The following is a 24,034-nucleotide window of genomic DNA, read 5'->3' on the forward strand; positions in this document are numbered from 1 at the left end:
GCCAAGCCCGACTTCGCCGAACTGTTCGTCATGATCGGACGACTCGGACGCTCCCTCGGCGTCCACCTCCTGCTCGCCTCCCAACGACTCGAAGAGGGCAAGCTCCGCGGCCTGGACACCCACCTGTCGTACCGCATCGGTCTGCGGACGTTCTCCGCGATGGAGTCCCGCGTCGTCCTCGGCGTCCCCGACGCCTACGAACTGCCGCAGGCGCCCGGCAACGGCTACCTCAAGGTCGGCACCGACACGATGACCCCAGGCGCCCGGCAACGGCTACCTCAAGGTCGGCACCGACACGATGACCCGCTTCCGCGCCGCCTACGTCTCGGGTCCCTACAGCCCGGACGAGGACGCGCCGCAGCGGCAGCAGGAGGGCGGTCCGCGGCAGGTCGCGCAGATCGTCCCGTTCACCCCGACGTACGTGGCGCCGCAGATGCTGGAGACCCCGCAGCAGGAGAAGTCCGGGAAGGACGACGACGGCCCGCGGATCAGCATGTTCGACATGGTCGTGAAGCAGCTGGCCGGGCACGGCCCGCCGCCGCACCCGATCTGGCTGCCGCCGCTGGACGAGCCGTCCTCGCTGGACGCCAGCCTGCCGAACCTGCAGGCCACCCCCGAGTACGGCTTCACCACGGCGGGTTGGGACGGCCGCGGCCGGCTGCACGCCTTCGCGGGCATCGTGGACCGCCCGTTCGACCAGCGCCGCGACCCGATGTGGCTCGACCTGTCCGGCGGCGCCGGGCACGTCGGCGTGGCGGGCTCGCCGCAGTCCGGCAAGTCGACCCTGATGCGGACGCTGATCACGTCGCTGGCGCTGATGCACACCCCGCAGGAGGTCCAGTTCTACATCCTGGACTTCGGCGGCGGCTCGATGGCCTCGCTGGCCGAGCTGCCGCACGTCGGCGGCATCGCGTCCCGCCTCGACCCGGACCGGGTCCGCCGGACCGTCGCCGAGGTCGCCGGGCTGCTGGAGTCCCGCGAGCGGATGTTCAGCGAGCGCGGCATCGAGTCGATCGCCGCGTACCGCAAGCTGCGCGCCGAGGGGCAGATCCCCGGCGACGGCTTCGGCGACGTGTTCCTCGTCGTGGACAACTGGCTGACCGTCCGGTCGGAGTTCGAGGCGATCGAGACCACGATCACCGACCTCGCCGCGCGCGGGCTCGGCTACGGCATCCACATCATGGCCGCGACCAACAAGTGGTCGGAGTTCCGGATGACCATCCGGGACCTGTTCGCGACCAAGCTGGAGCTGAAGCTCGGCGACCCGTACGAGTCGGAGATGGACCGCAAGCTCGCCGCCAACGTCCCCGAGGGCCGGCCCGGCCGCGGTGTCACCCGCGAGGGCCTGCACTTCCTCGGCGCGCTGCCGCGCATCGACGGGGGGACGTCCGCCGACGACCTGTCCGCCGGGGTCAAGCACCTGGTCGACACCGTCAACGCGGCCTGGCAGGGCCGCCCGGGCGCGCCGAAGGTCCGGATGCTGCCGGACGAGCTGCCGCTGACCCAGCTTCCGCAGGTGGCCGAGACCGGCAAGCGCGTCCCGGTCGGCATCGACGAGAACACGCTGTCCCCGGTCCTGCTGGACTTCGAGGCGGACCCGCACTTCGTGGTGATCGGCGACAACGAGTGCGGCAAGTCGAACCTGCTGCGCGTCCTGGTCGACTCGATCTGCGAGCGGTACACCCCGGCCGAGGCGCGGATCATCATGCTCGACTACCGCCGGGCGCTGCTCGACTCGGCCGAGCGCGAGCACGTCATCGGGTACGCCGCGTCCTCGACGGCCGCGCAGGGCCTGATGAAGGACACCAACGGCGCCCTGGTCAACCGGCTCCCCCCGTCGGACCTCACGCCGGAGCAGCTGCGCAACCGGTCCTGGTGGTCGGGCTCGGAGCTGTTCCTGATCGTGGACGACTACGACCTGGTCGCCACCCCGTCCGGCAACCCGCTGGCGGCGCTCGCCGAGCTGCTCCCGCAGGCCCGCGACATCGGCATGCACCTGATCCTCGCCCGCACCATGGGCGGTTCGGGACGCGCCATGTTCGACCCGGTGCTGCAGCGCCTGAAGGACATGGCCAGCCCGGCGCTGATCATGTCCGGCAACAAGGACGAGGGCAACCTGTTCGACGTCCGCCCGCAGCCGCTGCCCAAGGGACGCGGCACGCACGTGGACCGCCGCGCGGGCAAGCGCCTCATCCAGACCGCCTTCCACCCCTCGACCCCCCGCCAGCCCTGACCGCCCGAACGCGAGAGGCCCCGCACCGCTTGGACGGTGCGGGGCCTCTCACGTTCACGCAGGTCAGGTGTGGTAGGCCACCCACTGGGACGGGAAGTCCCAGTCATAGATCCGGAAGTAGATGGTCTTCTTCGTGGGGATCCGCTGGGTCACCCAGTAGTGCCCCTTCCGGGCCGGGATCTGCACGGTGTGATACGTCTTCGTCCCCTTGAGACGCCACTGGATCAGGAAGTTGTTGCCCGGCGCGTTCCGCCAGATCTCCCAGGCCGTCCAGTAGTAGTGGTCCGGGTGGAACTTCACGCCGATCCAGTTGTGGTAGTTCTGCACCCAGTTCCGGTACGGCACGGCGGCCTCGGCCGATGTGGCCGAGGCGAGGCCCATGCTCACCGCGAGGGCGAACGACGTGCTCGCGACGCCCAGACGACGCGTGCTCAGCATTTCACCAACCCCTTCACTCCCGGTCGGATCTCACGTCGCGGCCGAACCTACAGAAAAGGGGAAAACGGGGTCCAGGCTATTCCTGGCCGCCAGTGGCCTCGTGGGGGATGCGGGCCTTGGCGGGACGCCAGCCGCGGCGGCGGCCGATCGGGATCACCGCGCCGCCGAAGGCCACCACGAGAGCCAGGCCGAGGGAGCCACCCGCGACGCTCATCGCGATGTTCCGCGTCCGGTGGTCGGCCGGCGGGACGGGCGCGATGTTCACCGCTCCGGCGAGGCCCGCCCTGGCCTTCTTCTGGGTCGGCCGGGCGTTCGGATCGACCAGCGCGGTCACGGCCTGCAGCGGATTGATCATGCCGTAGCCGCTGCCTGTGCCGATGCTGCCCTCGGCGGTGATCTCCATCCGGTTGATCACCTGCTGGTAGGTGAGGCGCGGGTGCCGCGCGCGGACGAGCGCCGCGACCCCGGCCGCGTACGGCGCGCCGAAGCTCGTGCCGTCCAGGGTGCCGACCGCGTACCCCTTGCCGAAGATGGACGTGACGCCCTGCCCCGGCGCCGAGACGTCGATGCGGGACCTGATGTTGGAGAAGTTCGAGATCGAGCCCTGGGCGTCCACGGCGGCGACCGAGAGCACCCCGGGATAGTCGGCGGGGTAGGCGGGCAGGGCCTTGGACTGGTCCTTGGCGTTGCCCGCCGCCGCGACGATCAGCACGTCCCTGGCCTGCGCGTACCGGACCGCCTCACCCAGCCAGGGCGTCTTCGGGGAGTCCGCCGACACGTTGATCACGCGGGCGCCCTTGTCCACCGACCACTTGATCGCGTCGGCGAGGCTCTTGTCGGTGTCGGACGACGCGGACGAGGTGAACTTGGCGTCCAGCAGCTGGACGTCCGGGACGACTCCGAAGAACGGCACGTTCTTGTCGCGCATGTCCGTCGCGGCGATGATGCCGGCGATCGGCGTGCCGTGCCCCGGACAGTCGCGCACGTTGCCGTCGTCCGGGCCGATCTTGGCGACGACCTTGCCGCGCAACTGCGGATTCCGGGTGTCGATGCCGCTGTCCACGACCGCGACCTTGATCCCGTTGCCCTTGGTGACGGCCCAGACCTTCTCGAAGTCGAGCCGTGCCTGCGCCCAGGGCTGCTGGGTGATCGCGGACGCGGGGAGGCCGACCGGCGGGTTGGAGCACGTGACCTGCGGCTGGCCCGCCGGCTTGTCGGACGGCTTGTCCGACGGTTTGCTCGACGGCTTGGTGCTCGGCTTGTGGCTCGGCTTCGTCGTGGGCTTGTGCGTCGGCTTCGTCGTGGGCTTGTGCGAGGGGCTGGGCGCGGTCTGCGGATCGGCGGCGGCGCCCGGCGCGACGACCAGCATCGACGACAGGGCCAGCCCGGTGACCCCGGCGGCCACTCCCGGCCTCACGCCCGGTACGCGCATTCTTCGTCCTCCCGCAGGCACCGCTGTCCGGCTGGCTGGACCCGTACATTACCGACAATCGACGGCGAGCCCGACCCGCCGTCCGACTCTCCGCACGCTCCTCGGGACGACCTTCCGCGCCCATGCCTCCGGCCTTCCGCGCCGCACGCCTCCGGCCTTCCGCCCGACGCTCCTCCGGCCCTCTTCCTCAGCGCGCGTCGGGACGGGAAAGGCGGAACCCCGCCGGGCGCGGGGCCTGGCGGGGTTCCGGAGGAGCGGGCCTTCGGCGGGTCCGGACCGTCAGATGGTCACCTCGACGGCGGCCACCTCGCCCGTCCGGGCGGAGACGGTGCGGTCCACGCTCACGCCTCCGGCGGCGAGCACGCGGACCGTCCAGTCGCCGTCGGCGGCGAAGAAGCGGAACACGCCCTCGTCGCCGGTCACGACCTCGGCGGTGAACTCGCCGGTGGAGTCGAGCAGCCGGGCGTAGGCGCTGGACACGGGCTGTCCGTCGCGGACGACGGTGCCCTGGATGACGGCCTCGTTGGCGAGGTCGACGGTCGCCGGAAGGTGCGCCGTCTGCGCGGGCGCTGCGCAACCCTGGGTCATCGGGATCCTCCTTCTCCGCCTGGCACGGCGGACGGGTGTCTTACCAGGTGGGGTCGGGGTTACTTGGCTTCGCCGAGCTCGATCGGCACGCCGACGAGCGAGCCGTACTCGGTCCAGGAGCCGTCGTAGTTCTTCACCTCGGGCAGGCCCAGCAGCTCGTGCAGGGCGAACCAGGTGTGGGACGAGCGCTCGCCGATGCGGCAGTAGGCGATGGTGGCCTTGTCGAGGTCCACGCCCGCGCCCGTGTACAGGGCGCGCAGCTCGTCGTCGGACTTGAACGTGCCGTCGTCGTTGGCCGCCTTGGACCACGGGATCGAGCGCGCGGTCGGGACGTGCCCGGCCCGCTGCGCCTGCTCCTGCGGCAGGTGCGCCGGGGCGAGCAGCTTCCCGGAGAACTCGTCGGGCGAGCGGACGTCGATCAGGTTCTGGGACCCGATGGCGTCCACGACCTCGTCGCGGAACGCGCGGATCGACAGGTCCTGCTCCTCGGCCTTGTACTGCGTGGCCGGACGCGACGGGACGTCCACGACCAGCTCGCGGGAGTCCAGCTCCCACTTCTTGCGGCCGCCGTCCAGCAGCTTGACGTCGGAGTGGCCGTACAGCTTGAAGTACCAGTAGGCGTAGGCGGCGAACCAGTTGTTGTTGCCGCCGTAGAGGATGACGGTGTCGTCGTTGGCGATGCCCTTGCGGGACAGCAGTTCCTCGAAGCCCTGCCGGTCGACGAAGTCGCGGCGGACCGGGTCCTGCAGCTCCGTCTTCCAGTCGATCTTCACGGCACCGCGGATGTGTCCCTTGTCGTAGGCGGACACGTCCTCGTCCACCTCGACCAGAACGAGGCCGGGGTCGTCGAGGTGGGCCTCGACCCAAGTGGCGTCCACCAGGACGTCGGAGCGGCTCATGCGGGAACCTCCCTGTCGGAGCGAATCTTCGGTGGCCGGCGGCGGATCGGCGGGTACGGCCGGGAACCGGGGTCGGGCCCGGGCGCCGTGTTCGGGAACGCCGCCGGCGAGGGCGATGGCACCGAGCCCGGGGCACGCAGTGCCCGAGGCGGATCCGGCCGTCCCCGCGGACACCGGCGTCGGCCGGCGCCCCGCGTGGAGCGGGGCGCGACGTCAGGTCCGGATGCGCGGGGCGGGCCCGCCGGTGGGCGGGCGGGAGCCCGGAGGAACGGCCCGTACGGGGCGTGCCGCAGACCGAGGAGAGCTCTGGGAGCCGGGACGACGGCCTGGGCGGCGAGCGAACCCCCGCTTCCCGGCGTTCGGGACCACGTCAGGACGGCCACGGCGGGCACGGCGGACAACCGTTGCCCTCGCGGGTCGACCTGCATCGTGGAGCTCCCGGAACCGGGGAAGCGTGCGTACGAGCGGTGTCGTTCTGCGGAACGACCGGGGCCGGATACGGCTCGATGCCTCAGACCAGGCGACAGAGCGAGGCGGACACGCGGCAGAAGTCGACCGCGCGACGCTTCGTGAGCAGCTGCTCTGTCCAGTAACGCACGTTCCGATGCTAAACCGCGTCGGGGCGCGCTGTCACGCCCGTCTCGCCCACCGAGACGGTGGCGGCCGTCTCGGCGCAGGTCAGAGCCCTGTATTTCACGTGACGGCGCTGCCCAGGGCGGCGATCACGTCGATCTTCCGGGGCGCGCCCGCCGCCCGCCACACGATCCGGCCGCCCGCGTCGAGCACCAGGACCGTCGGGGTCCGGACGACCTCCAGCCGCCGGACGAGGTCGAGGTTCGCCTCCGCGTCCACCTCGACGTGGACGACGCCGTCGACCATTCCGGCGACCTCGGCCAGGACCCGGCGCGTCGCCCGGCAGGGCGCGCAGAACGCCGACGAGAACTGCACCAGCGTGGCGCGCTCTCCCAGGTCGGTGCCGAGATCGTCCGAGCGCAGCCGCCCGTCCTCCACTGAGCGCACCCTCTCTCTCGCACCGTGTCCGCACCGGCCCGAACGCGGGTTCGGGCCGCTGTCTCGCACAACACAGGGCGGGCGAACGTGATTCCGCTCCGGCGCGACCGCCGCCGCAGATCGCGACCGCCGCGGGCGATCCGGCTCAGGCGGGGACGGTCACCAGGTGGCGGCCGTCGAGCGTGACCACCTGGAACGAGGCGATCTGGTCCCGCGGGTACCAGGTCGCGCCGTAGTACTCGCCCTCCCCGGACGCGTACGGGACGTACCAGCTCCCCAGCGCCTCGCGCGCGCCGGACCGCGCGACCACGAACCAGCGGCAGGCGGACCCCGCCGGAACGCCGTCCAGCATGATCTCCGCGTACGTCCCCCAGGCTTCGCGCCGGAGCAGCACCGTGGCCTTGACGTGCGTGGACGCGTCGGTGGCCGTGATCCTCTCGCCGGGCTCCGGGGCGGTGGCCGACGGCGTCGGGACGGATCTCGGCGCGTCCCCGCCCACCAGGTTCCCCGCGACGCCGCCGAGGACCAGGCCCACGACCATGACCACCGCCGCCGCGGCGGCGAGCAGGGGCCATCCGGCCGCCGGACGACGGCGGTGCCAGGGACGGCGCTGCTCGGCGTCGGCGCGGGCGAGCAGGCCGGACAGGACGCCGCCGGGGGGCGTGACGGCCTCGTCGATCTGCCCGGGGTCCACCCGGCCGAGCAGCGCGGGCAGGCCGGCGAGCGCGGCCAGCTCGTCCCGGCAGGCCGGGCAGGACGCCAGATGGGCGTCCACCCGGGCGCGCTCGGCCGGGTCGATCGCGCCGAGGACGTAGACGCCCAGCGCCGTCCGCAGTTCTCCGCAGTGGGTCACGGCGCCAGCCCCCGCTCCTCCAGTGCGAGTCTGAGGGCCCGCAGGGCGTAGTAGGTGCGCGACTTCACCGTGCCGGGCGGGATGCCGAGGACGCGGGCCGCCTCGGCGACCGAGCGCCCCTGGTAGAAGGTCTGCACGAGCACGGCCCGGTGGCTGGGGCTCAGGTCCGACAGCGCCTCGGCGACCGTCCAGGACTCCAGCGCCCGGTCGATGTCGTCCACGCCGGGCGTGCCGACCACCTGCTCGTCGATCCCGGTCTCCGGCGGGCGGGCGCGGCGGGCGCGGTGCGCGTCCACGACCAGGTTCCGGGCGACGGTGAACAGCCACGGCCGGACGGGGCGTCCCGACAGCGCCTCGGGGTGCCGCCAGGCGCGCAGCAGCGTCTCCTGTACGACGTCCTCGGCCTGGGGGCGGTCCCCGCCCGTCAGCCGCAGGACGTATCCGAGAAGCGGACCGCCGTGCTCCCTGTAAAGGGCGCGCAGGAGGCGTTCGTCCGCGGTGGCACCCACATGGACAGCACGTCCGAGACGGGCGTCCGGTTCACCGCGCCGCCCACCGGGTCTGCCGAGCCTGCCGAGGCGCTACTGGGTCATCTTCTGGAGCTGGCCGAGCTTCACGTTCTCGGCCGTCGCCGCGACCTCGACGCCCTCGCCGGTCACGTGGATCTGGCTGATCCGCGACCCGACCGGCAGGTCGGTGATCGGGATGTACCAGGCGAGCCGGTCCCGGACGGTGTCCAGCGGCACCGTGATCCCGCTCGTGCTGACCTTGACCGGAGTGATCGCGATGCCCCGCCGGGACGGCTTGACCGACAGCTCGGCGGTGCCGTTCAGGCTGAACGCGAGCACCTGCCCGGACATGTCCACCTCGAGGTTGCCGTCCTTGGCCCGGACGGCCTTGACCTCCTTGGGCGCGCGCGACTTGATCAGGTCGAACGGCAGCACCGCCGAGGCGGTGGCCGTCCGGGCGGTGACGCTGTCGGCGTTCCCGCCCGCGACCTGGTCCAGCGGGGCGTCCACGCCGCGCATCTCGACCTTGACGTCCTGGACGGTGATCCCCTGCTGCGTCCAGTCGCCGATCCGGACGTCGATCTGGTCGTACTCGCCCTGGACGGCCTGGGTGAGGAACGGGACGCCGTGGATCGTCACGTCGGGCCGCTTCGCCAGGTCGTACTGCGCCGCGACCTGCTTGCCGATCTCGTTCTGCGCGACGCGCACCCCGATCCGGTCGGCCGCCACCAGCCCCACGACGAGCAGGACGAGCACCACCAGCAGGAACTTGCGCATCGTTCTCCTTCGGGTCGGGACACGGGCGGGACCACCGCGAGTCGGTCGGCACACACTAATGGGGACGGCCGCGGGCGGTGCGTCACCCTGCGGAGTGATCCACGAGGTTCATGTGACTCGCATCACATCACCCTCGGGTGGACTCGGCCGGGGCCGTGCGGCACGGGCGAGCGTGCCGCACGTCACCCTCCGGCGAAGGGCGGCAGGACCTCCACGACGCCGCCCTCCGGCAGTTCGACGTCCGCGTGCGCGCGTGTGCCGACCGGCGCGCCGTCGATGAGGAACGAGCTGCGCGAGACCACCCGCGCGAACTCCGAACCCCTGCCTTCCAGGGCGGTTTCGAGCGCGGCGGCCAGGGTCGCCGCGTCGTACGGCTCCTCGGCGGCGCCCGCCGCCGCCTTGGCCGCCGCCCAGTACCGGATCGTTCCCTTCGCCATGCCCCTCACCCTGCCAGACACCCGGCAGTGACCGAACCGACCGTTGCCGTCCGGGACGCGTTGTATATGCTCGAGCCGAAGGGATCCGGGCGACGTGGCCAGGGAGCTCGCACGACGAGCCGGTCACGCGACACGGCTCGCGGGCGAGCCGTCCGGGTCTCTACCTCTTTTCAGGGCGAGGAGGCGGCACTTGAGCAGCTTGCTCCTGCTGACCAACGCGTTGGAACCGTCCGACGAGATCCTGCCCGCGCTGGGCCTGCTGCTGCACCGGGTGCGGGTCGCCCCGGCCGAGGGCGCCGCGCTCCTGGACGCCCCGCCCGCCGACGTGGTGGTGGTGGACGCCCGCCGCGACCTCGTCCAGGCCAAGAGCCTGTGCCGGCTGCTGCGCACCACCGGGCTCGACTGCCCGCTGCTCGCCGTGGTCACCGAGGGCGGCCTCGCCGCGCTCAGCCCGGAGTGGGGCCTGGACGACGTGCTGCTGCAGACCGCCGGGCCCGCCGAGGTGGAGGCCCGGCTCCGGCTGGCCGTCGGGCGCGCCGCCGCCGGCGCCGCCGAGGAGGTCCCGGACGAGATCCGCAGCGGCGAGCTCACCATCGACGAGGCCACCTACACGGCCCGGCTGCGCGGACGCGTCCTCGACCTGACCTTCAAGGAGTTCGAGCTCCTGAAGTACCTGGCCCAGCATCCCGGCCGCGTCTTCACCCGCGCCCAGCTCCTCCAGGAGGTCTGGGGCTACGACTACTTCGGCGGCACCCGCACGGTGGACGTCCACGTCCGGCGGCTGCGCGCGAAGCTGGGCGCCGAGTACGAGTCGCTCATCGGGACGGTCCGCAACGTCGGATACCGCTTCGTCCCCGACCACCGGCCGGGCGACGCGGAGGAGAAGACCCGGGCCCGCACCTAGCCCGCCGCGCCCTCCCGGCCTTCCCGGGCGGCAGCATGAAGGCGCAGATCGCAGGGCATCATCCGGGTGACCCCCACGTCCGTTCCGGGGGTCCCATGTCCGCGCACCAGCCGCCGTCCCGCCCGCCCGGCGCGCCTCACGCGCCCGGCCTATCCGGGCCGTCCGGACCGTCCAGGGGGACGAGCGGCTGGGCGGTCGCGTCGCTGATCTTCAGCATCCTGTGGCTGTGCGGCGCGGGAAGCCTGCTCGCCGTCGTGCTCGGCGTGATCGCCCTGGCCCGGATCCGGCGGACGGGCCAGAACGGGCGCGGGCTGGCCGTCGCCGGGCTCATCCTGGGCGTCCTCGGCCTGCTGGCGGGGGCCGGGCTGGCGCTGATCGGGAGGCCGGCCGACCGGGGGCGGCAGAGCGAGTACACCGACATCGTCCTCGACGCCCGCGGGACGGGCGGGGTGGCGACCGCCGGCGTCACCTACTCCTTCGGCGGGGACACCAGCGACTCCGCCCACGTCCGGCTGCCCTGGCGCAAGGAGGAGCGGCGGGAGCTGCGGGAGCTGGACGTCGTCCGGATCGACGTCCGGAACCACACGGCGGGCGGTTCGGTCGGCTGCCGGATCACCGTGGACGGCCGGGTCGCCAAGACGGCGGAGGTCGCGGGCGGGCACCGGACGGCGTCCTGCCTCTACAACCCGATAACCGCCCACTGACCTGGGCTGATATCGGATTCGTCATCGGTCCGCGACCGATCTCCATATTGGACGCCGCCCGGCGGGTCCTGCTCTACTCGGCGTCGTTCCCGAGAGAGAGGGCAGGCCCGATGGACCACCGCGCCACGTCCCGCCGAGCCCTGCTGACGGCGGTCGCGCTGCTCCCCCTCGCGGGCTGCGGCGAGGGATCCACGCCGCCCAAGGGGTCCTCGGCCCCGCGTCCGGCGGGCTCACCGACGCGCTCGCCGGCGGTCTCTCTCGATCCCGCCGGGTTCGCCGCGCTGGAACGGAAGTACAAGGCGCGCTTGGGCCTCTTCGCGGTGGCGACGGGCACCGGCGCCACCGTCGCCTACCGTCCGGACGAGCGGTTCGCGTTCTGCTCCACGTTCAAGCCCCTCGCCGCGGCGGCCGTCCTGGACCGCCGTCCGGTGAGCGAGCTCGAGAAGCGGGTCAGGATCAGAGCGGCGGACGTGAACTCGATCTCGCCGATCACGCGGAAGCGCATCGGCTCCGCCATGTCCCTGCGCGAACTCTGCGACGCCGCGATCCGCTTCAGCGACGGGACGGCCGGGAACCTGCTCGTCCGCGACATCGGCGGTCCGGCCGCGCTGAACGCCTACCTGCGTCGCCTGGGCGACCCGGTCACGCGCATGGACGACCTGGAGCCCGAGCTGAACCGGGTCGGCCCCGGCGACCCGAGGGACACCACCACGCCGAGGGCCATCACCGCCGACTACCGGAGCCTCGTGCTCGGCGACGCCCTGCCCGCCGCCAAGCGCGCGCTGCTGGCCGGCTGGCTCGACAGATCGGTCCCCGGGGCGGACCGGATCCGCGCCGCGCTCCCGCCCGAATGGACGATCGCCCACAAGACGGGCACCGGCGACTACGGCCGCGCCGCCGACGTGGCGGTCCTCCGTCCGCCCCAGGGACGGCCCCCGCTCGTCCTGGGCATCCTCAGCGACCGCGAGGGCTACACCACGCCGCCGGCCGGGCGCCTCCTCGCGGAGGCCGCCCGCCTCGTCGTCACCGCGCTGGCCTGACGGGCCCGGCGGGACGCCGGATCAGCCGAAGCGGCCGGTGATGTAGTCCTCGGTGGCCTTCTGCTCCGGGTTGGTGAAGATCTTCGAGGTGTCGTCGATCTCGATGAGCTTGCCGGGCTTGCCGGTGCCGGCGATGTTGAAGAACGCGGTCCGGTCGCTGACCCGGGCGGCCTGCTGCATGTTGTGGGTCACGATCACGATCGTGTACTGGTTCTTCAGCTTGGCGATCAGGTCCTCGATGGCGAGGGTGGAGATCGGGTCGAGCGCCGAGCACGGCTCGTCCATCAGCAGCACCTGGGGCTGGACGGCGATCGCGCGGGCGATGCAGAGCCGCTGCTGCTGGCCGCCGGACAGGCCCGCGCCGGGCTTGCCGAGGCGGTCCTTGACCTCCTCCCAGAGGTTGGCGCCCTTGAGGGAGTCCTCGACGATGTCGTCGAGCTGGGACTTGCGCCGGACGCCGTTCAGCTTCAGGCCCGCCGCGACGTTGTCGTAGATCGACATCGTCGGGAACGGGTTGGGGCGCTGGAAGACCATGCCGACGGTGCGGCGCACCGCGACCGGGTCGACCGACGGGCCGTAGAGGTCCTCGTCGTCCAGCATGACCTTGCCCTCGACGCGGGCGCCGGGGATGACCTCGTGCATCCGGTTGAGGGTGCGCAGGAAGGTGGACTTGCCGCAGCCGGACGGGCCGATGAACGCCGTCACCGAGCGCGGCTCGACCGTCATCGAGATGTCCTCGATGGCGTGGGTGCCGCCGTAGTAGGCGTGCAGCCCGGAGACTTCGATCCGCTTGGCCATGAGCTTGGTACTCCTCGGGTGAACTAGCGTCCGGTGGGCCTGTACGCACGCGCGACGAGCCGCGCCACCAGGTTGAACAGCATGATGATCAGGATCAGCACCAGCGCGCCCGCCCAGGCGCGGTCGACCGCGTTGGTGTTGGGGTCGGCGGCCTGGTCCCAGATGAAGGTGGGCAGCGAGCCCTGCGGGCCGGTGAACGGGTCGGTGTTGATCGCCTTCGTGATGAAGATCGTCAGCAGCAGCGGGGCGGTCTCGCCCATGACCCGCGCGACGGCCAGCATGACGCCGGTGATGATTCCGGGCAGCGCGGTCGGCAGCACGACCCTGCAGATCGTCCGCCAGCGCGGCACGCCGAGCGCGTAGGACGCCTCGCGCAGGTCGTTCGGGACGAGCTTCAGCATCTCCTCGGCGGACCGGATGACCGTCGGGATCATCAGGATGGCCAGGGAGAGCGCGCCGGCGAAGCCGGAGAAGCCCATCTGGAGCGTGAGCAGCCACAGCGCCAGCACGAACAGCCCCGCCACGATGGACGGGATGCCGGTCATGACGTCCACGAAGAAGCTGACCACCTTCGCCAGCCGGCTCCGGCCGCCGTACTCGACCAGGTAGACGGCGGTGAGCAGCGCGATCGGCACCGCGATCACGCTGGTGATGAGGACCTGCTCCAGGGTGCCGATGATCGCGTGGTAGGCGCCGCCGCCGGGGTCCTTGCCGCCCAGGCCGTTCATCGAGTGGCCGAAGAAGTCGGCGTCGAACCGTCCCGCGCCGTGCTGGACGACCGTCCACAGCAGCGAGACCAGCGGGATCACCGCGAGCGCGAACGCCAGGTAGACCAGGCCCTGGACGAGCCGGTCCTTGATCTTGCGCCCGGCCGAGACCGATCCGAGCGAGGTGGACGGGCTGCTCACACGAACTCCTTGCGGCGGGCGACGACCGCCCGGGCCGCCATGTTGACGACGAGGGTGATCACGAAGAGCACGAGGCCGGAGGCGATCAGCGCGCCGCGTCCGGTGGCGGTGGCCTCGCCGAAGCTCTTGGCGATGTTGGCGGCGAAGGTGTTGCCGCCGTCCTCCAGGAGGTGGATGTTCACGCCGGGCGCGAAGGTCAGCACCATCGCGACGGCGATCGTCTCGCCCATCGCGCGGCCGAGGCCGAGCATGGACGCGCCGATCACGCCGGACCGGCCGTAGGGCAGCACCGACAGCCGGATCATCTCCCAGCGGGTCGCGCCGAGCGCGAGCGCGGCCTCCACGTGGGCGCGCGGGACCTGTAGGAACACCTCGCGGGAGATGGACGAGATGATCGGCAGGATCATGATCGCCAGCACCACCGAGGCGGTGAAGAGCGAGTTCTTGCCGGGGCTGTCGCCGCCGAAGAACGGGATCCAGCCGAGCGCGCCGTTGAGGGCCTTGCTGACGCCCTCCATGTTCGGCGCGAGGACGAGCAGCCCCCACAGGCCGTACACGATCGACGGGACGGCGGCGAGCAGGTCCACGACGTAGCCGAGGCCGGACGCGATCCTGCGCGGCGAGTAGAAGGCGATGAACAGCGCGATGCCGATCGCGACGGGGGTCGCGAGGAGCAGCGCCAGCGCGGACGAGACGACCGTGCCGAACGCGAGCTGGACGATGCCGAACTTCGGCGGCGTCGCGTTCGGGTCCCAGTCCTGGGAGGTGAGGAAGTTCGCCTTGTTCGCCTGGAGGGCCGGGATCGCCTTCCAGACGAGGAAGACCGCGATCGCGGCCATGATCGCCAGCACCAGGACGCCGGAGCCGCGCGCGGCCCCGGCGAAGATCCTGTCGCCGGCGCGGCCGGTGCTCATCGGCCGGCCGCCTGCGCGGCGGCGCGCGCCGACCGCGGTGTCGACGGAGTCGACGCCGGACTGAGTGCTCACGGGGAACCCTCCTGGTGGGGTGGGAACGTGCGGTGAACCGGGGGTAGCCCCCTGGCCAGCGGAGCTGGCGAGGGGGCTGCCGGGGCCTGGGGCCTCGGAGGTCAGGACAGGCCCTTCACGGACGCCTGGACCTTGGTGAGCACGCTGTCGGGCAGCGGCGCGTAGCCCAGGTTGGTGAGGATCTTCTGACCGTCCGCGCTGGAGGTGTAGGTCAGGAAGGACTTCACGAACTTCGCCTGGTCGGCCGGGAGGCCCTTCTGGCAGGCGATCTCGTAGGTCACCAGGACGATCGGGTAGGCGCCCGGCTCCTTGGTGGCGTAGTCGATCTTCAGCGCGACGTCGTCGCCGGTGCCGACGACCTTCGCGCCCGCGACGGCCTTGGAGGCGGTCTCCGGGGAGAGCTTGGTGTACTCGCCCGCGCCGTTCTTGATGTCGGCGGTCTTCAGGCCGTTGTTGGTCGCGAAGGACAGCTCGACGTAGGAGATCGAGCCCTTGGTGGACTTGACCTGGGCGGACACGCCGTCGGACTTGGTCGCGCCCTGGCCCACGCCGTTCGGCCACTTCTTGGCCGGCTCCCAGGTCCACGCGCCGGGGGCGGTGGCCTTGAGGTACTTGGTGAAGTTCTCCGTGGTGCCGGACTCGTCCGCGCGGTAGATCGGCTTGATCGGCCCGGACAGCTTGGCGCCGGCGTTCTCCTTGGCGATCGCCGGGTCGTCCCAGGTCTTGATCTTGCCGGCGAAGATGCCCGCGACCGTCTCGGGGGACAGCTTCAGCGAGTCGGCGCCGTCCACGTTGTAGACCACGCCGATCGGGCCGACGACCATCGGCAGGTTGAGGGCCGGGGCGCCCTGGCAGCGCTTCTGCGCGGCCGTGACCTCGGCGGGCTTGAGCGCCGAGTCGGAGCCGGCGAACGAGACCTGGCCGGAGGTGAAGGACTGGATGCCCGCCCCCGACCCCGCCGGGTTGTAGTTCAGGTTGGCGCCCGCGCACTTGGCCGCGAAGAGCTTGGACCACTCCTCGATGGCGTTCTTCTGGGCGCTGGATCCGGCGGCGTTGACCGTGCCCTTGGCGCAGTCGATGGCGCCCTTGGGGGCCTCGCTCGCGCTGGAGCCGGAGTTGTCGTCGCTGCCGCAGGCGCTCAGCGCGAGGGCGCCCGCCACCACGACACCGCCCAGGGCGGCCAGCCGAGAACCGTTCTTCACCGCAAGGTCTCCTCTAACGTCGTCAGCGGTGTCCCGACCGGAGGGGTTTGGACGTTTGTCCAGGTAGTGGGCTCACCGTCGAGTGTGAAGCTATGCGGGCGAAGTGTCCGGACACCCCGATCCAGGTGAACGGCAAATGAACTCAAACTTCAACAACCAGGAAGAATGCCTCGACAGGCCATGTACACGGGGTTAACGCCGCAGGTCATCCCCTGCGCCACAGGGGTTCCGGCAGGCTGGGGGCATGCCGCACCTCGACGTCACCGACGGAAACCTTCTGTACTGGGAAGCCCACGGAAACCCCAACGGCCGGCCCGCGATCGTCCTGCACGGCGGTCCGGGCTCGGGCTGCGACGACGGCTGGCTGACCTTCTTCGACCTGGACGTCCACCGCGTCGTCCTGCTCGACCAGCGCAACTGCGGCCGGAGCCTGCCGCACGCGTCCGAGCCGGACATCGACCTCTCCGCCAACACCACCGCGCACCTGGTCGCCGACATCGAACGGCTCCGCGCGCACCTCGGCGTCGACCGCTGGACGGTCCTCGGCGGCTCCTGGGGCAGCACGCTCGCCCTCGCCTACGCCGAGGCCCACCCCGAGCGGGTCACCGACATGGTCCTGTTCTCCGTGGTCACCACGACCCACCGCGAGGTCGAGTGGATCACCCGCGGCGTCGGACGGCTCTTCCCCGGCCGCTGGGAGGCGTTCCGCGACGGCGTCCCGGAGGCCGACCGCGACGGGAACCTCGCCGCCGCCTACTCCCGCCTCCTGCACTCCCCCGACTCCGAGGTCCGGGACAAGGCGGCCCGCGACTGGTGCACGTGGGAGGACACCCACATGAGCTACGCGACCGGCTTCCACAGGAGCCCGCGCTACGAGGACCCGGTCTTCCGGCTGTGCTTCGCCCGGCTCGTCACCCACTACTGGAAGAACGCGGCCTTCATGGGCGAGGACGAACTGCTGCGCGGCGCGTCCCGGCTGGCCGGCATACCCGGGACGCTCGTCCACGGCAGCCTGGACGTCAGCAGTTCACCCGACGTCCCGTGGAACCTCGCGCGGGCCTGGCCGGGCAGCGAGCTGACGATGGTCCGCGCCGGCCACGACGGCTCGGAGGACGGGATGCTCCCCGTGATCAGGAAGGCCCTGCTGTCATTCGGCGGCGACGCGTAGCCCGAGCACCACCAGGGTCGTCCCGAGCAGCGCCTCCTGCGCGCGGCGCACGCGGGGCGACCCGAGCAGGTGCCGGACGCGCCCGACCGCCAGCGCGACCGTGCTCAGCCCGGCCAGGCTGAACAGCACCGCGATCAGGGCCGGGCCGAGCGCCACGGGCACGGTCTGTTTGTCACGTGCCCGGGTTCGGCTCAGACCGCGTTCCAGCTCAGACCGCGTTCCAGCTCAGGACGCGTCCCAGCTCAGACCGCCGCCCGGCTCGGACGGCGCCGGCTCAGGACGCGTACATCACGTCCACGGCGTAGCGGGCGAAGCCGAGCGTCTCGTACAGGTGCAGCGCCGACGGGTTGTCCTCGTCCACGTAGAGCAGGATCGCCGGGACGCCGCGGTCGCGCAGGTGGTGCAGGCCGGTCAGGGTCAGCGCGCGGCCGAGCCCGAGGCCCTGCGCGGACGGGTCCACGCCGACGACGTAGACCTCGCCCAGGCCGTCCGGGTGGATCTTCGTCCAGTGGAAGCCGACCAGCCGCCCGTCGCGCTCGGCCAGGAAGAAGCCCGCCGGGTCGAACCACTCCTCGGCCTCGCGGGCGCGCACGTCGTCCAGCGTCCACTGGCCCTGCTCGGGGTGGGAGGCGAAGGCGCGGGCGTTGACCTCCAGCCACGCCTCCTCGTCCCGGCCGGGCTCGAAGGCGCGCAGCGTGACACCGGCCGGCGGGGGCACGTCGACCATGGGGTCGTCGGCCGAGCGGCGCATCTGGAACAGCACGCGGCTCCGCTTCATCCCCTCCGACTCGGCCAGCCGCGCGGCGGCGGGCAGGTCGCCGTGGGCCCAGACCCGCAGCGGGCCGTCCGCCCGCCGCCGGAGCTCGCGCAGCAGCCGCCGCCCGAACCCGCGCCGCCGGTGCTCGGGGTGGACGACCAGCTCACCGGCGGCGGGCTCGTCATCGGTGGCCGGGTCGAGGTGGGCGTAGCCGACGACCGTGTCGTTCTCCCGGACGACCACTCCGGTGCGGCCGGCCTTCAGGGCGAGCAGGGCGTGCTCGGAGAGGGGGGCGACGCGGTCCCGGGCGGTGGCGGCCTCGACCAGCTCGACGATCTGCGACTCCGTCTGCGGCTCCGTCATGATCACAGCCTAGGCGAGCGGGCCGCGTCCGGAACCGGGCGGGCCGGATGTACCGCCCTGATCCGGGGCCGGACCGCTATCACCCCCGCAGAATGACAAAACGTCACGTAACCGTCATTGAGGGCGTATAGCACGCGTGGCGGCGGTTGGTTAGGTTCCCGAAGCATGATCCGACCTCGTCTCACACTGGCCGCGGCGGCGACCGCCGCGGCGGCGGTGACAGCGATCGCGGCCCAACCCGCCGGGGCGGCGCCGTCGCACGGCCCGGACGGCCACGGCCGGGGCAGGACCGTGCCCGTGCGGCTGCTCGCCCTCAACGACTTCCACGGCAACCTGGAGCCGCCCACCGGCAACTCCGGGTCGGCCGTCGGCGACGACGGCAAGCCCGTCCCCGCCGGCGGAGCGGCCTACGTCGCCGCGCACATCAAGCGCCTCACCGACCGCAACACCCTCAAGGTCGCCCAGGGCGACCTCATCGGCGCCTCCCCGCTGATCTCGGCCGCCTTCCACGACGAGCCGTCCGTGCAGTTCATGGGCGACATCGGGCTGACCGCGTCGGCCGTGGGCAACCACGAGTTCGACGAGGGCCTGACCGAGCTCCAGCGCATCCAGAACGGCGGCTGCCACCCGGTCGACGGCTGCTCGCCGGCCGGTCCCTGGAAGGGCGCGAAGTTCGACTACCTCGGGGCCAACGTGCTCAGGGAGGCGACGAACCGCCCGGCCATCAAGCCCTGGACGATCCGCAAGATCAACGGCGTCCGGGTGGGCATCATCGGCGTCGTCACCAAGACCACGCCGACGATCGTCACCGCGGACGGCATCAAGGGCCTGAGGTTCGACGACGAGGTCGCCGCGGCCAACCGGTCCGCGCGTGAGCTGAAGAGGCGCGGCGTGCACGCCATGGTCCTGCTCGTCCACGAGGGCGACCAGGCCGCCAAGGACTCCAAGCCGAACGACTGCGGCGTCGTGCCGGGCGCGGGCACCCGCATCGCCACCGAGGCCGACCCGGACATCGACGTCGTCCTCTCCGGGCACACCCACCAGCAGTACGTCTGCACGGTCAAGGACCCGAAGGGGCAGCCGCGGCTGTACTCGTCCGGCTCGTCCTTCGGCCGCGTGATCACGCAGGTGGACCTCCAGGTGGACCGCCGGACCGACGACATCGTCCGGTCGTCCATGAAGGGCGTCAACCACGTCGTCACCCAGGACGTGACCCCGGACCCGGACACCGCGACGTTCGTCCAGTACTGGAAGGACAAGGTCGCCACGATCTCCGACCGGAAGATCGGCACGATCACGGCCAAGATCGACCGCACGCCCAGCCCGGCCGGGGAGACCCCGCTCGGCGACGTGATCGCCGACGCGCAGCTGGAGGCCGTCCGGGACAAGGGCGCGCAGGTCGCCGTCACCAACCCCGGCGGCGTCCGCACCGACCTGTCCTTCAAGAACGGCGGGACGGTCACCTACGGCGACGCGTTCGCCGTCCAGCCGTTCAGCAACGTCACCGGCGTGACCACGCTGACCGGGGCGCAGCTCGACGCCGTGCTGGAGCAGCAGTGGACGAGCGCGGGCGAGAAGATCCTCCAGCCGTCGTCCGGCCTGCACTTCACCATCGACCGCTCCAAGCCGGTCGGTGACCGCGTCTCGGACATCACGATCGACGGCAAGGCCGTCGACCCGGCCGCGTCCTACCGGGTCGCCGCGAACAACTTCCTGCTCGGCGGCGGGGACGGCTTCACCGTCTTCACCCAGGGCAAGGACCAGGTGCTCGGCCCGATCGACCTGGACGCGCTGGTGAGCTACTTCGGCTCCCACTCGCCCGTCAGCCCGCCCCCGCTGGACCGCATCTCCGGCAAGTAGGCACACAGGAAACGAGACGAGGGCCGTCCCCCGCTGGGGACGGCCCTCACTCGTTCGCGCTCGGAACCACCCGAAGCCGGTCGCAACCGCCCGGAAACGGTCGCAACCGGTCGGTCAGGCCCCGAAGAAGTGCACGATGTAGTACACGACCGCGGCCACGATGGCGGCGGCCGGCATGGTCAGCACCCAGGCGACCACGATGTTCCCGGCGATGCCCCAGCGCACGGCCGACAGCCGCTTGGTCGCGCCCACACCCATGATCGACGCGGTGATCGTGTGCGTGGTGGAGATTGGAGCGTGCCAGATGTACGCGGTCAGGTACAGGATGACCGAGGCCGTCGCCTCCGCGGCGAAGCCCTTCGGCGGATCGACCTCGATGACCTTGCGGCCGAGTGTGCGCATGATGCGCCAGCCGCCCGCGTAGGTCCCGGCCGACAGGGCGCCCGCGCACAGCACGATGACCCACCACGGGACGCCCTTGCCGTCCGAGTGGCCCGTCGTGACCAGCGCGAGGACGATGATGCCCATCGTCTTCTGCGCGTCCTGCAGGCCGTGCCCGAGGGCGAGGGACGCGGCGGACATCGTCTGCGCGATCCGGAACCGGCGGCCGACCTTGCTGGGGTTCTTCTTCCGGAAGATCCACAGGATGGCCAGCATGACGCCGTACGCGGCCACGAACCCGACGATCGGGGAGATCACCATCGGGATGGCGACCTTGTCCACCACCTTGGCCCAGGCCACCGAGGACGCCGAGGCCAGTCCCGCGCCGACCACGCCGCCGATGAGGGCGTGCGAGGACGACGAGGGCAGCCCGAAGTACCAGGTGATCAGGTTCCAGGCGATCGCGCCGATCACGCCCGCCGCGACCACGGTCAGCCCGTGCAGCCCCGACGGCGGGGTGATCACCTCGCTGACCGTCTTGGCCACCTGGACGCCCAGCAGGGCGCCCAGCATGTTCATCACGGCCGCCATCAGGAGCGCGACGCGCGGTGTGAGGGCGCGCGTCGAGATCGCGGTGGCGATCGCGTTCGCCGCGTCGTGGAAGCCGTTGGTGTAGTCGAAGACCAGCGAGACCAGGACGACGAGCAGGAGCATCGCGATCTGCGACTCCGCCCGCACCCCGGTCACGCCGAGCAGGATGACGACCAGCAGCCCGATCGGCAGGGCGTACCAGAACCGGTGCGGGCCCCGGCGGACCTGTTCGGCCAGCGTCGGCTCCTCGCCGGGGACGGTCGCGTCCCGGCTGAGGACCGCGCCGCCCGTGTCGCCGGGAGCGCTCATGATTCCTTGACCGCGATCGTCTCGACCGTGTTGGCGACGTGCTCGAACGCGTCCGCCGCCTCCTCCAGCCGGTCGATGACCTGCTTCAGCTTCAGGACGGTCAGGGTGTCGTAGTCGCCCGAGAACAGCTTGGCGAGCAGCTTGCGGTAGACCCGGTCGCCCTCGTTCTCCAGCCGGTTGATCTCGATCCAGTACTCGTTGAGCTCCTTCATCGAGCGCAGCCGCGGCATCGCCTCGGCCGTGAGCTCCGCGGCGCGCTCCAGGACCTCGACCTGGTGCACGATCTCCTTCGGGAACTCGTCGATCTTGTAGAGCACGACGAGGTCGGCGGCCTCCTCCATCTCGTCCATCACGTCGTCGATCTGGGAGGCCAGCCGGTAGATGTCCTCGCGGTCGAACGGCGTGATGAACGTTTCGTTCAGCCGCCGCATGATCGCGTGGGTCGCCTCGTCGCCAGCGTGCTCGCAGGCGCGCATCTTCTCCGCGACCGCTTCCCGGTCAGTGCCGTCGCTGATGAGCTCCACGAGCAGCCTGGCGCCGGTGACCAGGTTGTTCGCCGAATCGGCGAACATGTCGTAGAAGCTGTCCTCACGCGGCGTGAGACGCAAGCGCACGTCGTTCTCCTGAGATGCCGGAACAGTCCGCTGAGGATCGTAGGCGCAACCGGCCGTAAAAAGAACTTTCGCCCCAGCTTCGACCGCCGTCCTCCATCCTCTCACCTACAAGGTTGCCCTAGATCAGGACAAGCACACCCACGGCACACACCCCTGTCCAGGGGGATGTACCGACCTTGCCGGAAGTCACGGAGAGTGATTCGCGACGTGGAGTGATATTCGTTACAGGCGCCGCGCGAGGGCCCGGAACGTCCGCTTCGAGGGGGAAGGACGCGCCGGGGACGCGCCGGGGACGCACGGGCGCAGGAGGTCGCCGGGAGGCCGAAACCGGATGCCGAGGGTCACCGGGGCACAGGAAACAGGGGCGGAAAAAAGAGGGTGCCGGGCGTCCGCTGGGACGTCCGGCACCGATCAGCCTGCCGACGAGCGCCGCCCTACTCCAGTGGCGACAGCTCGCGAAGACCGGGTTCGCAGTCCGACCGGACTCCGAGCACCATGTCGATCTCGGCGAGGGTCAGCGGCCGCTCGGCCGCCGCGACCGCACTGAGCATCTCGGCATAGAGTTCGATCTCGTCCAGTGCGACCCGGTCATGGACGCGCAGGTCGAGATTCCGCTGGCGCACCGCGTCCACCTCCTGGTTGCGATTCGCGTCCGCCACCTGCGACGACACCGTCTCCGCGCAGGGACGAGCCGCACCCACTGCCCACGTCAAGGGTACGGTCCCGGCTCGTCGGGACGCATGACCCAAGAGGGCCATTCGGGGACCACTCCCCGCCCGTACCTTCCCTGGCCCGCCCGGATGATGCCGCCCCCGCCCAACCGGACCAGCCCGCCGGGCGCCCGTGGACACGGATTCCGCGCGTCAGTACCCCTCGTGCAGGCCGCCCATCATCTGCTGCAGCGAGGTCTCGGGCAGGTCGTTCACGGTGAGGCGGGCGACGGTGGACGCGTCGACGTCCGCGCCCGCGAGCCGCGCCGCCTGCCGCGCCACGGTCGCGTCGAACAGCTCCCGGACGGTGCGGGCGTACCCGAAGGACGCCTCGCCGCGCATCTGCTCGAACCGGCTGAGCAACTCGACCCGCAGCTCCTCGTCCAGCATGTACAGGTCGCGCTCGGCGTACGCCTGGAACAGCCGGACCAGCTCCCGGTCGCCCAGCCCCTCGAACTCCAGCTCCCGGCCGAACTCCTCGCGGAACTCGGGATGGGCGGCGAGGAAGCCGTACAGCCCGTCCGGCGGCCCGGCGCACACCACGAGCAGGCGGTGGCCCTCCCGGTGCAGCACGGCGCGCAGCTCGGCGACCACCTCGGGCACGCGGTCGAGCAGGTGCGCGTCCCGCACCAGCAGCACCCCGCCGAGCGCCTGCTCGACCATGCCGCGCACCCGCGACTCGGTGTCGTGCCGGTCGCGCCCGGTGAGGTGCGCCGGACGGCACGCCACCACGTGCCCCGAGCCGAGCAGCCCGAGCGCGGCGAAGATCCCGCCGACCAGGCCGGCGACGGTCGACTTGCCGGTGCCGGGCGGGCCGGCCAGCAGCAGGTGCAGCGGCCGGTGCTCGGTCACCCCGTACCGCGCCCGGTCGGCGGCGACGCGCGCCTCCTCGACCAGCTCGTGGACGGTCCGCTTCACCTCGTCGAGGCCGTGCAGCGCGTCCAGCTGGCGCAGGTAGCCGTCGATGTCGCCGGGCGGGCGCAGCGCGGGCTCCAGGCCCTCGGCGATGCCGTGCAGGTCCTGCGGGTCCAGGACGAGCCGGTCGCGCGACGCGCCCGCCCGCTCCAGGTGCCGCTGGCAGGCGGTGTCCAGGTACGTCTCGACCAGCCGGGCGTTCACCAGGTCGCCGGGGCCGCGCAGGCGGCCCAGGTCCGCGCGGGCGGCCTCCAGGGCGGCGCCGCCGACCGTGACGCGCCGCTCGTCGGCGAGCAGGTGCAGCAGCGTCATCCGGTTCTCCGGGTCGGACAGGTCGGGCAGCCGGTACACCCGGAACGTCTCGACCAGCCGGGGATGGTCGGCGAGCATCCGCTTGTACGCCGAGGGCTCGCACGTCGCGACCAGCGCGGTGTCCACGGCCGGGTCGCGCCGCGCCCGCCGCACCGCCGTGACCAGGGCCGCCGGGTCGGACGCCGCGAACAGCGCCGCGTCCAGCCGCTCGAAGAGGATCGCCGGGCCGCGCTGGGCCAGGACCCGCTTCATCAGGTCGGCCGCGGTCGGCGGCGCCACCCCGTCCACCATCGTCTTCGGCGGCGCGCCGCCGGACGCGCCGCCGGACGGCGGAC

The 24,034-nt window shown here is 71.8% G+C and carries 25 protein-coding genes and 1 pseudogene; 6 read left to right on the forward strand and 20 right to left on the reverse strand.

What is annotated here, in order from left to right:
* The first annotated feature begins 298 nt into the window (after nucleotides 1-298).
* On the forward strand, nucleotides 299-2,233 hold the full coding sequence (gene eccCb, locus DZF91_RS01540) for a type VII secretion protein EccCb (RefSeq protein WP_235833995.1): 1,935 nt from the start codon (nucleotides 299-301) through the stop codon (nucleotides 2,231-2,233).
* A 63-nt stretch (nucleotides 2,234-2,296) separates the two neighbouring features.
* Here eccCb and DZF91_RS01545 read toward each other — a convergent pair whose 3' ends face one another.
* From DZF91_RS01545 to DZF91_RS01585, 10 genes are all read right to left on the reverse strand, one after another.
* Nucleotides 2,297-2,671 (reverse strand): hypothetical protein, encoded by a 375-nt coding sequence (locus DZF91_RS01545; protein ID WP_117355729.1) that lies wholly within the window; start codon nucleotides 2,669-2,671, stop codon nucleotides 2,297-2,299.
* Between the two features lie 76 nt (nucleotides 2,672-2,747).
* A complete protein-coding gene (locus tag DZF91_RS01550; protein WP_117355730.1) occupies nucleotides 2,748-4,103 on the reverse strand; it encodes a S8 family serine peptidase in 1,356 nt (451 codons plus the stop codon).
* Nucleotides 4,104-4,382: 279 nt separating this feature from the next.
* Nucleotides 4,383-4,691 (reverse strand): DUF1416 domain-containing protein, encoded by a 309-nt coding sequence (locus tag DZF91_RS01555; protein ID WP_117355731.1) that lies wholly within the window; start codon nucleotides 4,689-4,691, stop codon nucleotides 4,383-4,385.
* A 59-nt stretch (nucleotides 4,692-4,750) separates the two neighbouring features.
* Nucleotides 4,751-5,590 (reverse strand): sulfurtransferase, encoded by an 840-nt coding sequence (locus tag DZF91_RS01560; protein ID WP_117355732.1) that lies wholly within the window; start codon nucleotides 5,588-5,590, stop codon nucleotides 4,751-4,753.
* Between the two features lie 511 nt (nucleotides 5,591-6,101).
* A complete protein-coding gene (locus DZF91_RS43030) occupies nucleotides 6,102-6,188 on the reverse strand; it encodes a putative leader peptide (protein ID WP_407920867.1) in 87 nt (28 codons plus the stop codon).
* Between the two features lie 95 nt (nucleotides 6,189-6,283).
* Nucleotides 6,284-6,601, reverse strand: a complete 318-nt coding sequence (locus DZF91_RS01565) for a TlpA family protein disulfide reductase (RefSeq protein WP_235833996.1) — start codon at nucleotides 6,599-6,601, stop codon at nucleotides 6,284-6,286.
* A gap of 145 nt (nucleotides 6,602-6,746) precedes the next feature.
* Entirely contained in the window at nucleotides 6,747-7,454 is a 708-nt protein-coding gene (locus DZF91_RS01570) for a zf-HC2 domain-containing protein (RefSeq protein ID WP_117355734.1), read from the reverse strand.
* Nucleotides 7,451-7,963, reverse strand: coding sequence for a sigma-70 family RNA polymerase sigma factor (locus DZF91_RS01575; protein ID WP_117355735.1), 513 nt, complete (start codon nucleotides 7,961-7,963; stop codon nucleotides 7,451-7,453). Before DZF91_RS01575 ends, DZF91_RS01570 begins: the two co-directional genes overlap by 4 nt.
* A 72-nt stretch (nucleotides 7,964-8,035) precedes the next feature.
* Nucleotides 8,036-8,740 (reverse strand): LmeA family phospholipid-binding protein, encoded by a 705-nt coding sequence (locus tag DZF91_RS01580; RefSeq protein ID WP_117355736.1) that lies wholly within the window; start codon nucleotides 8,738-8,740, stop codon nucleotides 8,036-8,038.
* Between the two features lie 182 nt (nucleotides 8,741-8,922).
* Nucleotides 8,923-9,177, reverse strand: a complete 255-nt coding sequence (locus tag DZF91_RS01585; protein ID WP_117355737.1) for a MoaD/ThiS family protein — start codon at nucleotides 9,175-9,177, stop codon at nucleotides 8,923-8,925.
* 190 nt (nucleotides 9,178-9,367) lie between these two features.
* Between DZF91_RS01585 and DZF91_RS01590 the strand changes: the two genes are divergently transcribed.
* The 3 genes from DZF91_RS01590 (at nucleotide 9,368) to bla (ending at nucleotide 11,825) form a co-directional block, all read left to right on the forward strand.
* Nucleotides 9,368-10,081 carry a winged helix-turn-helix transcriptional regulator gene (locus tag DZF91_RS01590; protein ID WP_117355738.1) on the forward strand — a complete coding sequence of 238 codons (714 nt, stop codon included), beginning with the start codon at nucleotides 9,368-9,370 and terminating at the stop codon, nucleotides 10,079-10,081.
* 95 nt (nucleotides 10,082-10,176) lie between these two features.
* Nucleotides 10,177-10,785, forward strand: coding sequence for a DUF4190 domain-containing protein (locus DZF91_RS01595; RefSeq protein WP_158587822.1), 609 nt, complete (start codon nucleotides 10,177-10,179; stop codon nucleotides 10,783-10,785).
* A gap of 110 nt (nucleotides 10,786-10,895) precedes the next feature.
* Nucleotides 10,896-11,825, forward strand: a complete 930-nt coding sequence (gene bla, locus DZF91_RS01600) for a class A beta-lactamase (protein WP_117355740.1) — start codon at nucleotides 10,896-10,898, stop codon at nucleotides 11,823-11,825.
* Nucleotides 11,826-11,846: 21 nt separating this feature from the next.
* Here bla and pstB read toward each other — a convergent pair whose 3' ends face one another.
* The 4 genes from pstB to pstS all read right to left on the reverse strand — a co-directional run bounded on the left by pstB (nucleotide 11,847) and on the right by pstS (nucleotide 15,719).
* The gene (gene pstB / locus DZF91_RS01605) at nucleotides 11,847-12,623 is read right to left on the reverse strand and encodes a phosphate ABC transporter ATP-binding protein PstB (RefSeq protein ID WP_117355741.1); all 777 of its coding nucleotides are present in this window, start codon (nucleotides 12,621-12,623) and stop codon (nucleotides 11,847-11,849) included.
* Between the two features lie 23 nt (nucleotides 12,624-12,646).
* The gene (gene pstA / locus DZF91_RS01610) at nucleotides 12,647-13,531 is read right to left on the reverse strand and encodes a phosphate ABC transporter permease PstA (protein ID WP_117355742.1); all 885 of its coding nucleotides are present in this window, start codon (nucleotides 13,529-13,531) and stop codon (nucleotides 12,647-12,649) included.
* Complete coding sequence (gene pstC, locus DZF91_RS01615; protein WP_117355748.1) at nucleotides 13,528-14,445, reverse strand: phosphate ABC transporter permease subunit PstC; 918 nt, start codon at nucleotides 14,443-14,445, stop codon at nucleotides 13,528-13,530. The genes pstA and pstC overlap by 4 nt, the downstream gene beginning before the upstream one ends.
* Before the next feature lie 173 nt (nucleotides 14,446-14,618).
* Nucleotides 14,619-15,719 carry a phosphate ABC transporter substrate-binding protein PstS gene (pstS, locus tag DZF91_RS01620; protein ID WP_117355743.1) on the reverse strand — a complete coding sequence of 367 codons (1,101 nt, stop codon included), beginning with the start codon at nucleotides 15,717-15,719 and terminating at the stop codon, nucleotides 14,619-14,621.
* Between the two features lie 244 nt (nucleotides 15,720-15,963).
* Between pstS and pip the strand changes: the two genes are divergently transcribed.
* Nucleotides 15,964-16,887, forward strand: coding sequence for a prolyl aminopeptidase (gene pip, locus DZF91_RS01625; RefSeq protein WP_117355744.1), 924 nt, complete (start codon nucleotides 15,964-15,966; stop codon nucleotides 16,885-16,887).
* Here pip and DZF91_RS01630 read toward each other — a convergent pair.
* Nucleotides 16,867-17,049: a hypothetical protein gene (locus DZF91_RS01630; protein ID WP_117355745.1), complete on the reverse strand. Its 183-nt coding sequence runs from the start codon at nucleotides 17,047-17,049 to the stop codon at nucleotides 16,867-16,869. The genes pip and DZF91_RS01630 overlap by 21 nt on opposite strands.
* 112 nt (nucleotides 17,050-17,161) lie before the next feature.
* Nucleotides 17,162-18,007, reverse strand: coding sequence for a mycothiol synthase (gene mshD / locus DZF91_RS01635; protein ID WP_117355749.1), 846 nt, complete (start codon nucleotides 18,005-18,007; stop codon nucleotides 17,162-17,164).
* 165 nt (nucleotides 18,008-18,172) lie between these two features.
* Between mshD and DZF91_RS01640 the strand changes: the two genes are divergently transcribed.
* On the forward strand, nucleotides 18,173-19,867 hold the full coding sequence (locus DZF91_RS01640; protein WP_117355746.1) for a bifunctional metallophosphatase/5'-nucleotidase: 1,695 nt from the start codon (nucleotides 18,173-18,175) through the stop codon (nucleotides 19,865-19,867).
* Between the two features lie 114 nt (nucleotides 19,868-19,981).
* On the opposite strand, the gene DZF91_RS01645 is transcribed toward DZF91_RS01640, so the two are convergent.
* The 4 genes and pseudogenes from DZF91_RS01645 to DZF91_RS39300 form a co-directional block, all read right to left on the reverse strand.
* The gene (locus DZF91_RS01645; protein ID WP_456236641.1) at nucleotides 19,982-21,148 is read right to left on the reverse strand and encodes an anion permease; all 1,167 of its coding nucleotides are present in this window, start codon (nucleotides 21,146-21,148) and stop codon (nucleotides 19,982-19,984) included.
* Entirely contained in the window at nucleotides 21,145-21,762 is a 618-nt protein-coding gene (locus DZF91_RS01650; protein ID WP_117355747.1) for a DUF47 domain-containing protein, read from the reverse strand. Before DZF91_RS01650 ends, DZF91_RS01645 begins: the two co-directional genes overlap by 4 nt.
* A 434-nt stretch (nucleotides 21,763-22,196) precedes the next feature.
* Nucleotides 22,197-22,433, reverse strand: coding sequence for a hypothetical protein (locus tag DZF91_RS01655; protein ID WP_235833998.1), 237 nt, complete (start codon nucleotides 22,431-22,433; stop codon nucleotides 22,197-22,199).
* Nucleotides 22,434-22,625: 192 nt separating this feature from the next.
* A pseudogene (locus DZF91_RS39300) lies at nucleotides 22,626-24,034 on the reverse strand (hypothetical protein); the annotation flags it as partial.

The organism is Actinomadura logoneensis (genome assembly GCF_003428695.1).
GTDB classification, from domain to species: Bacteria; Actinomycetota; Actinomycetes; order Streptosporangiales; family Streptosporangiaceae; genus Spirillospora; species Spirillospora logoneensis.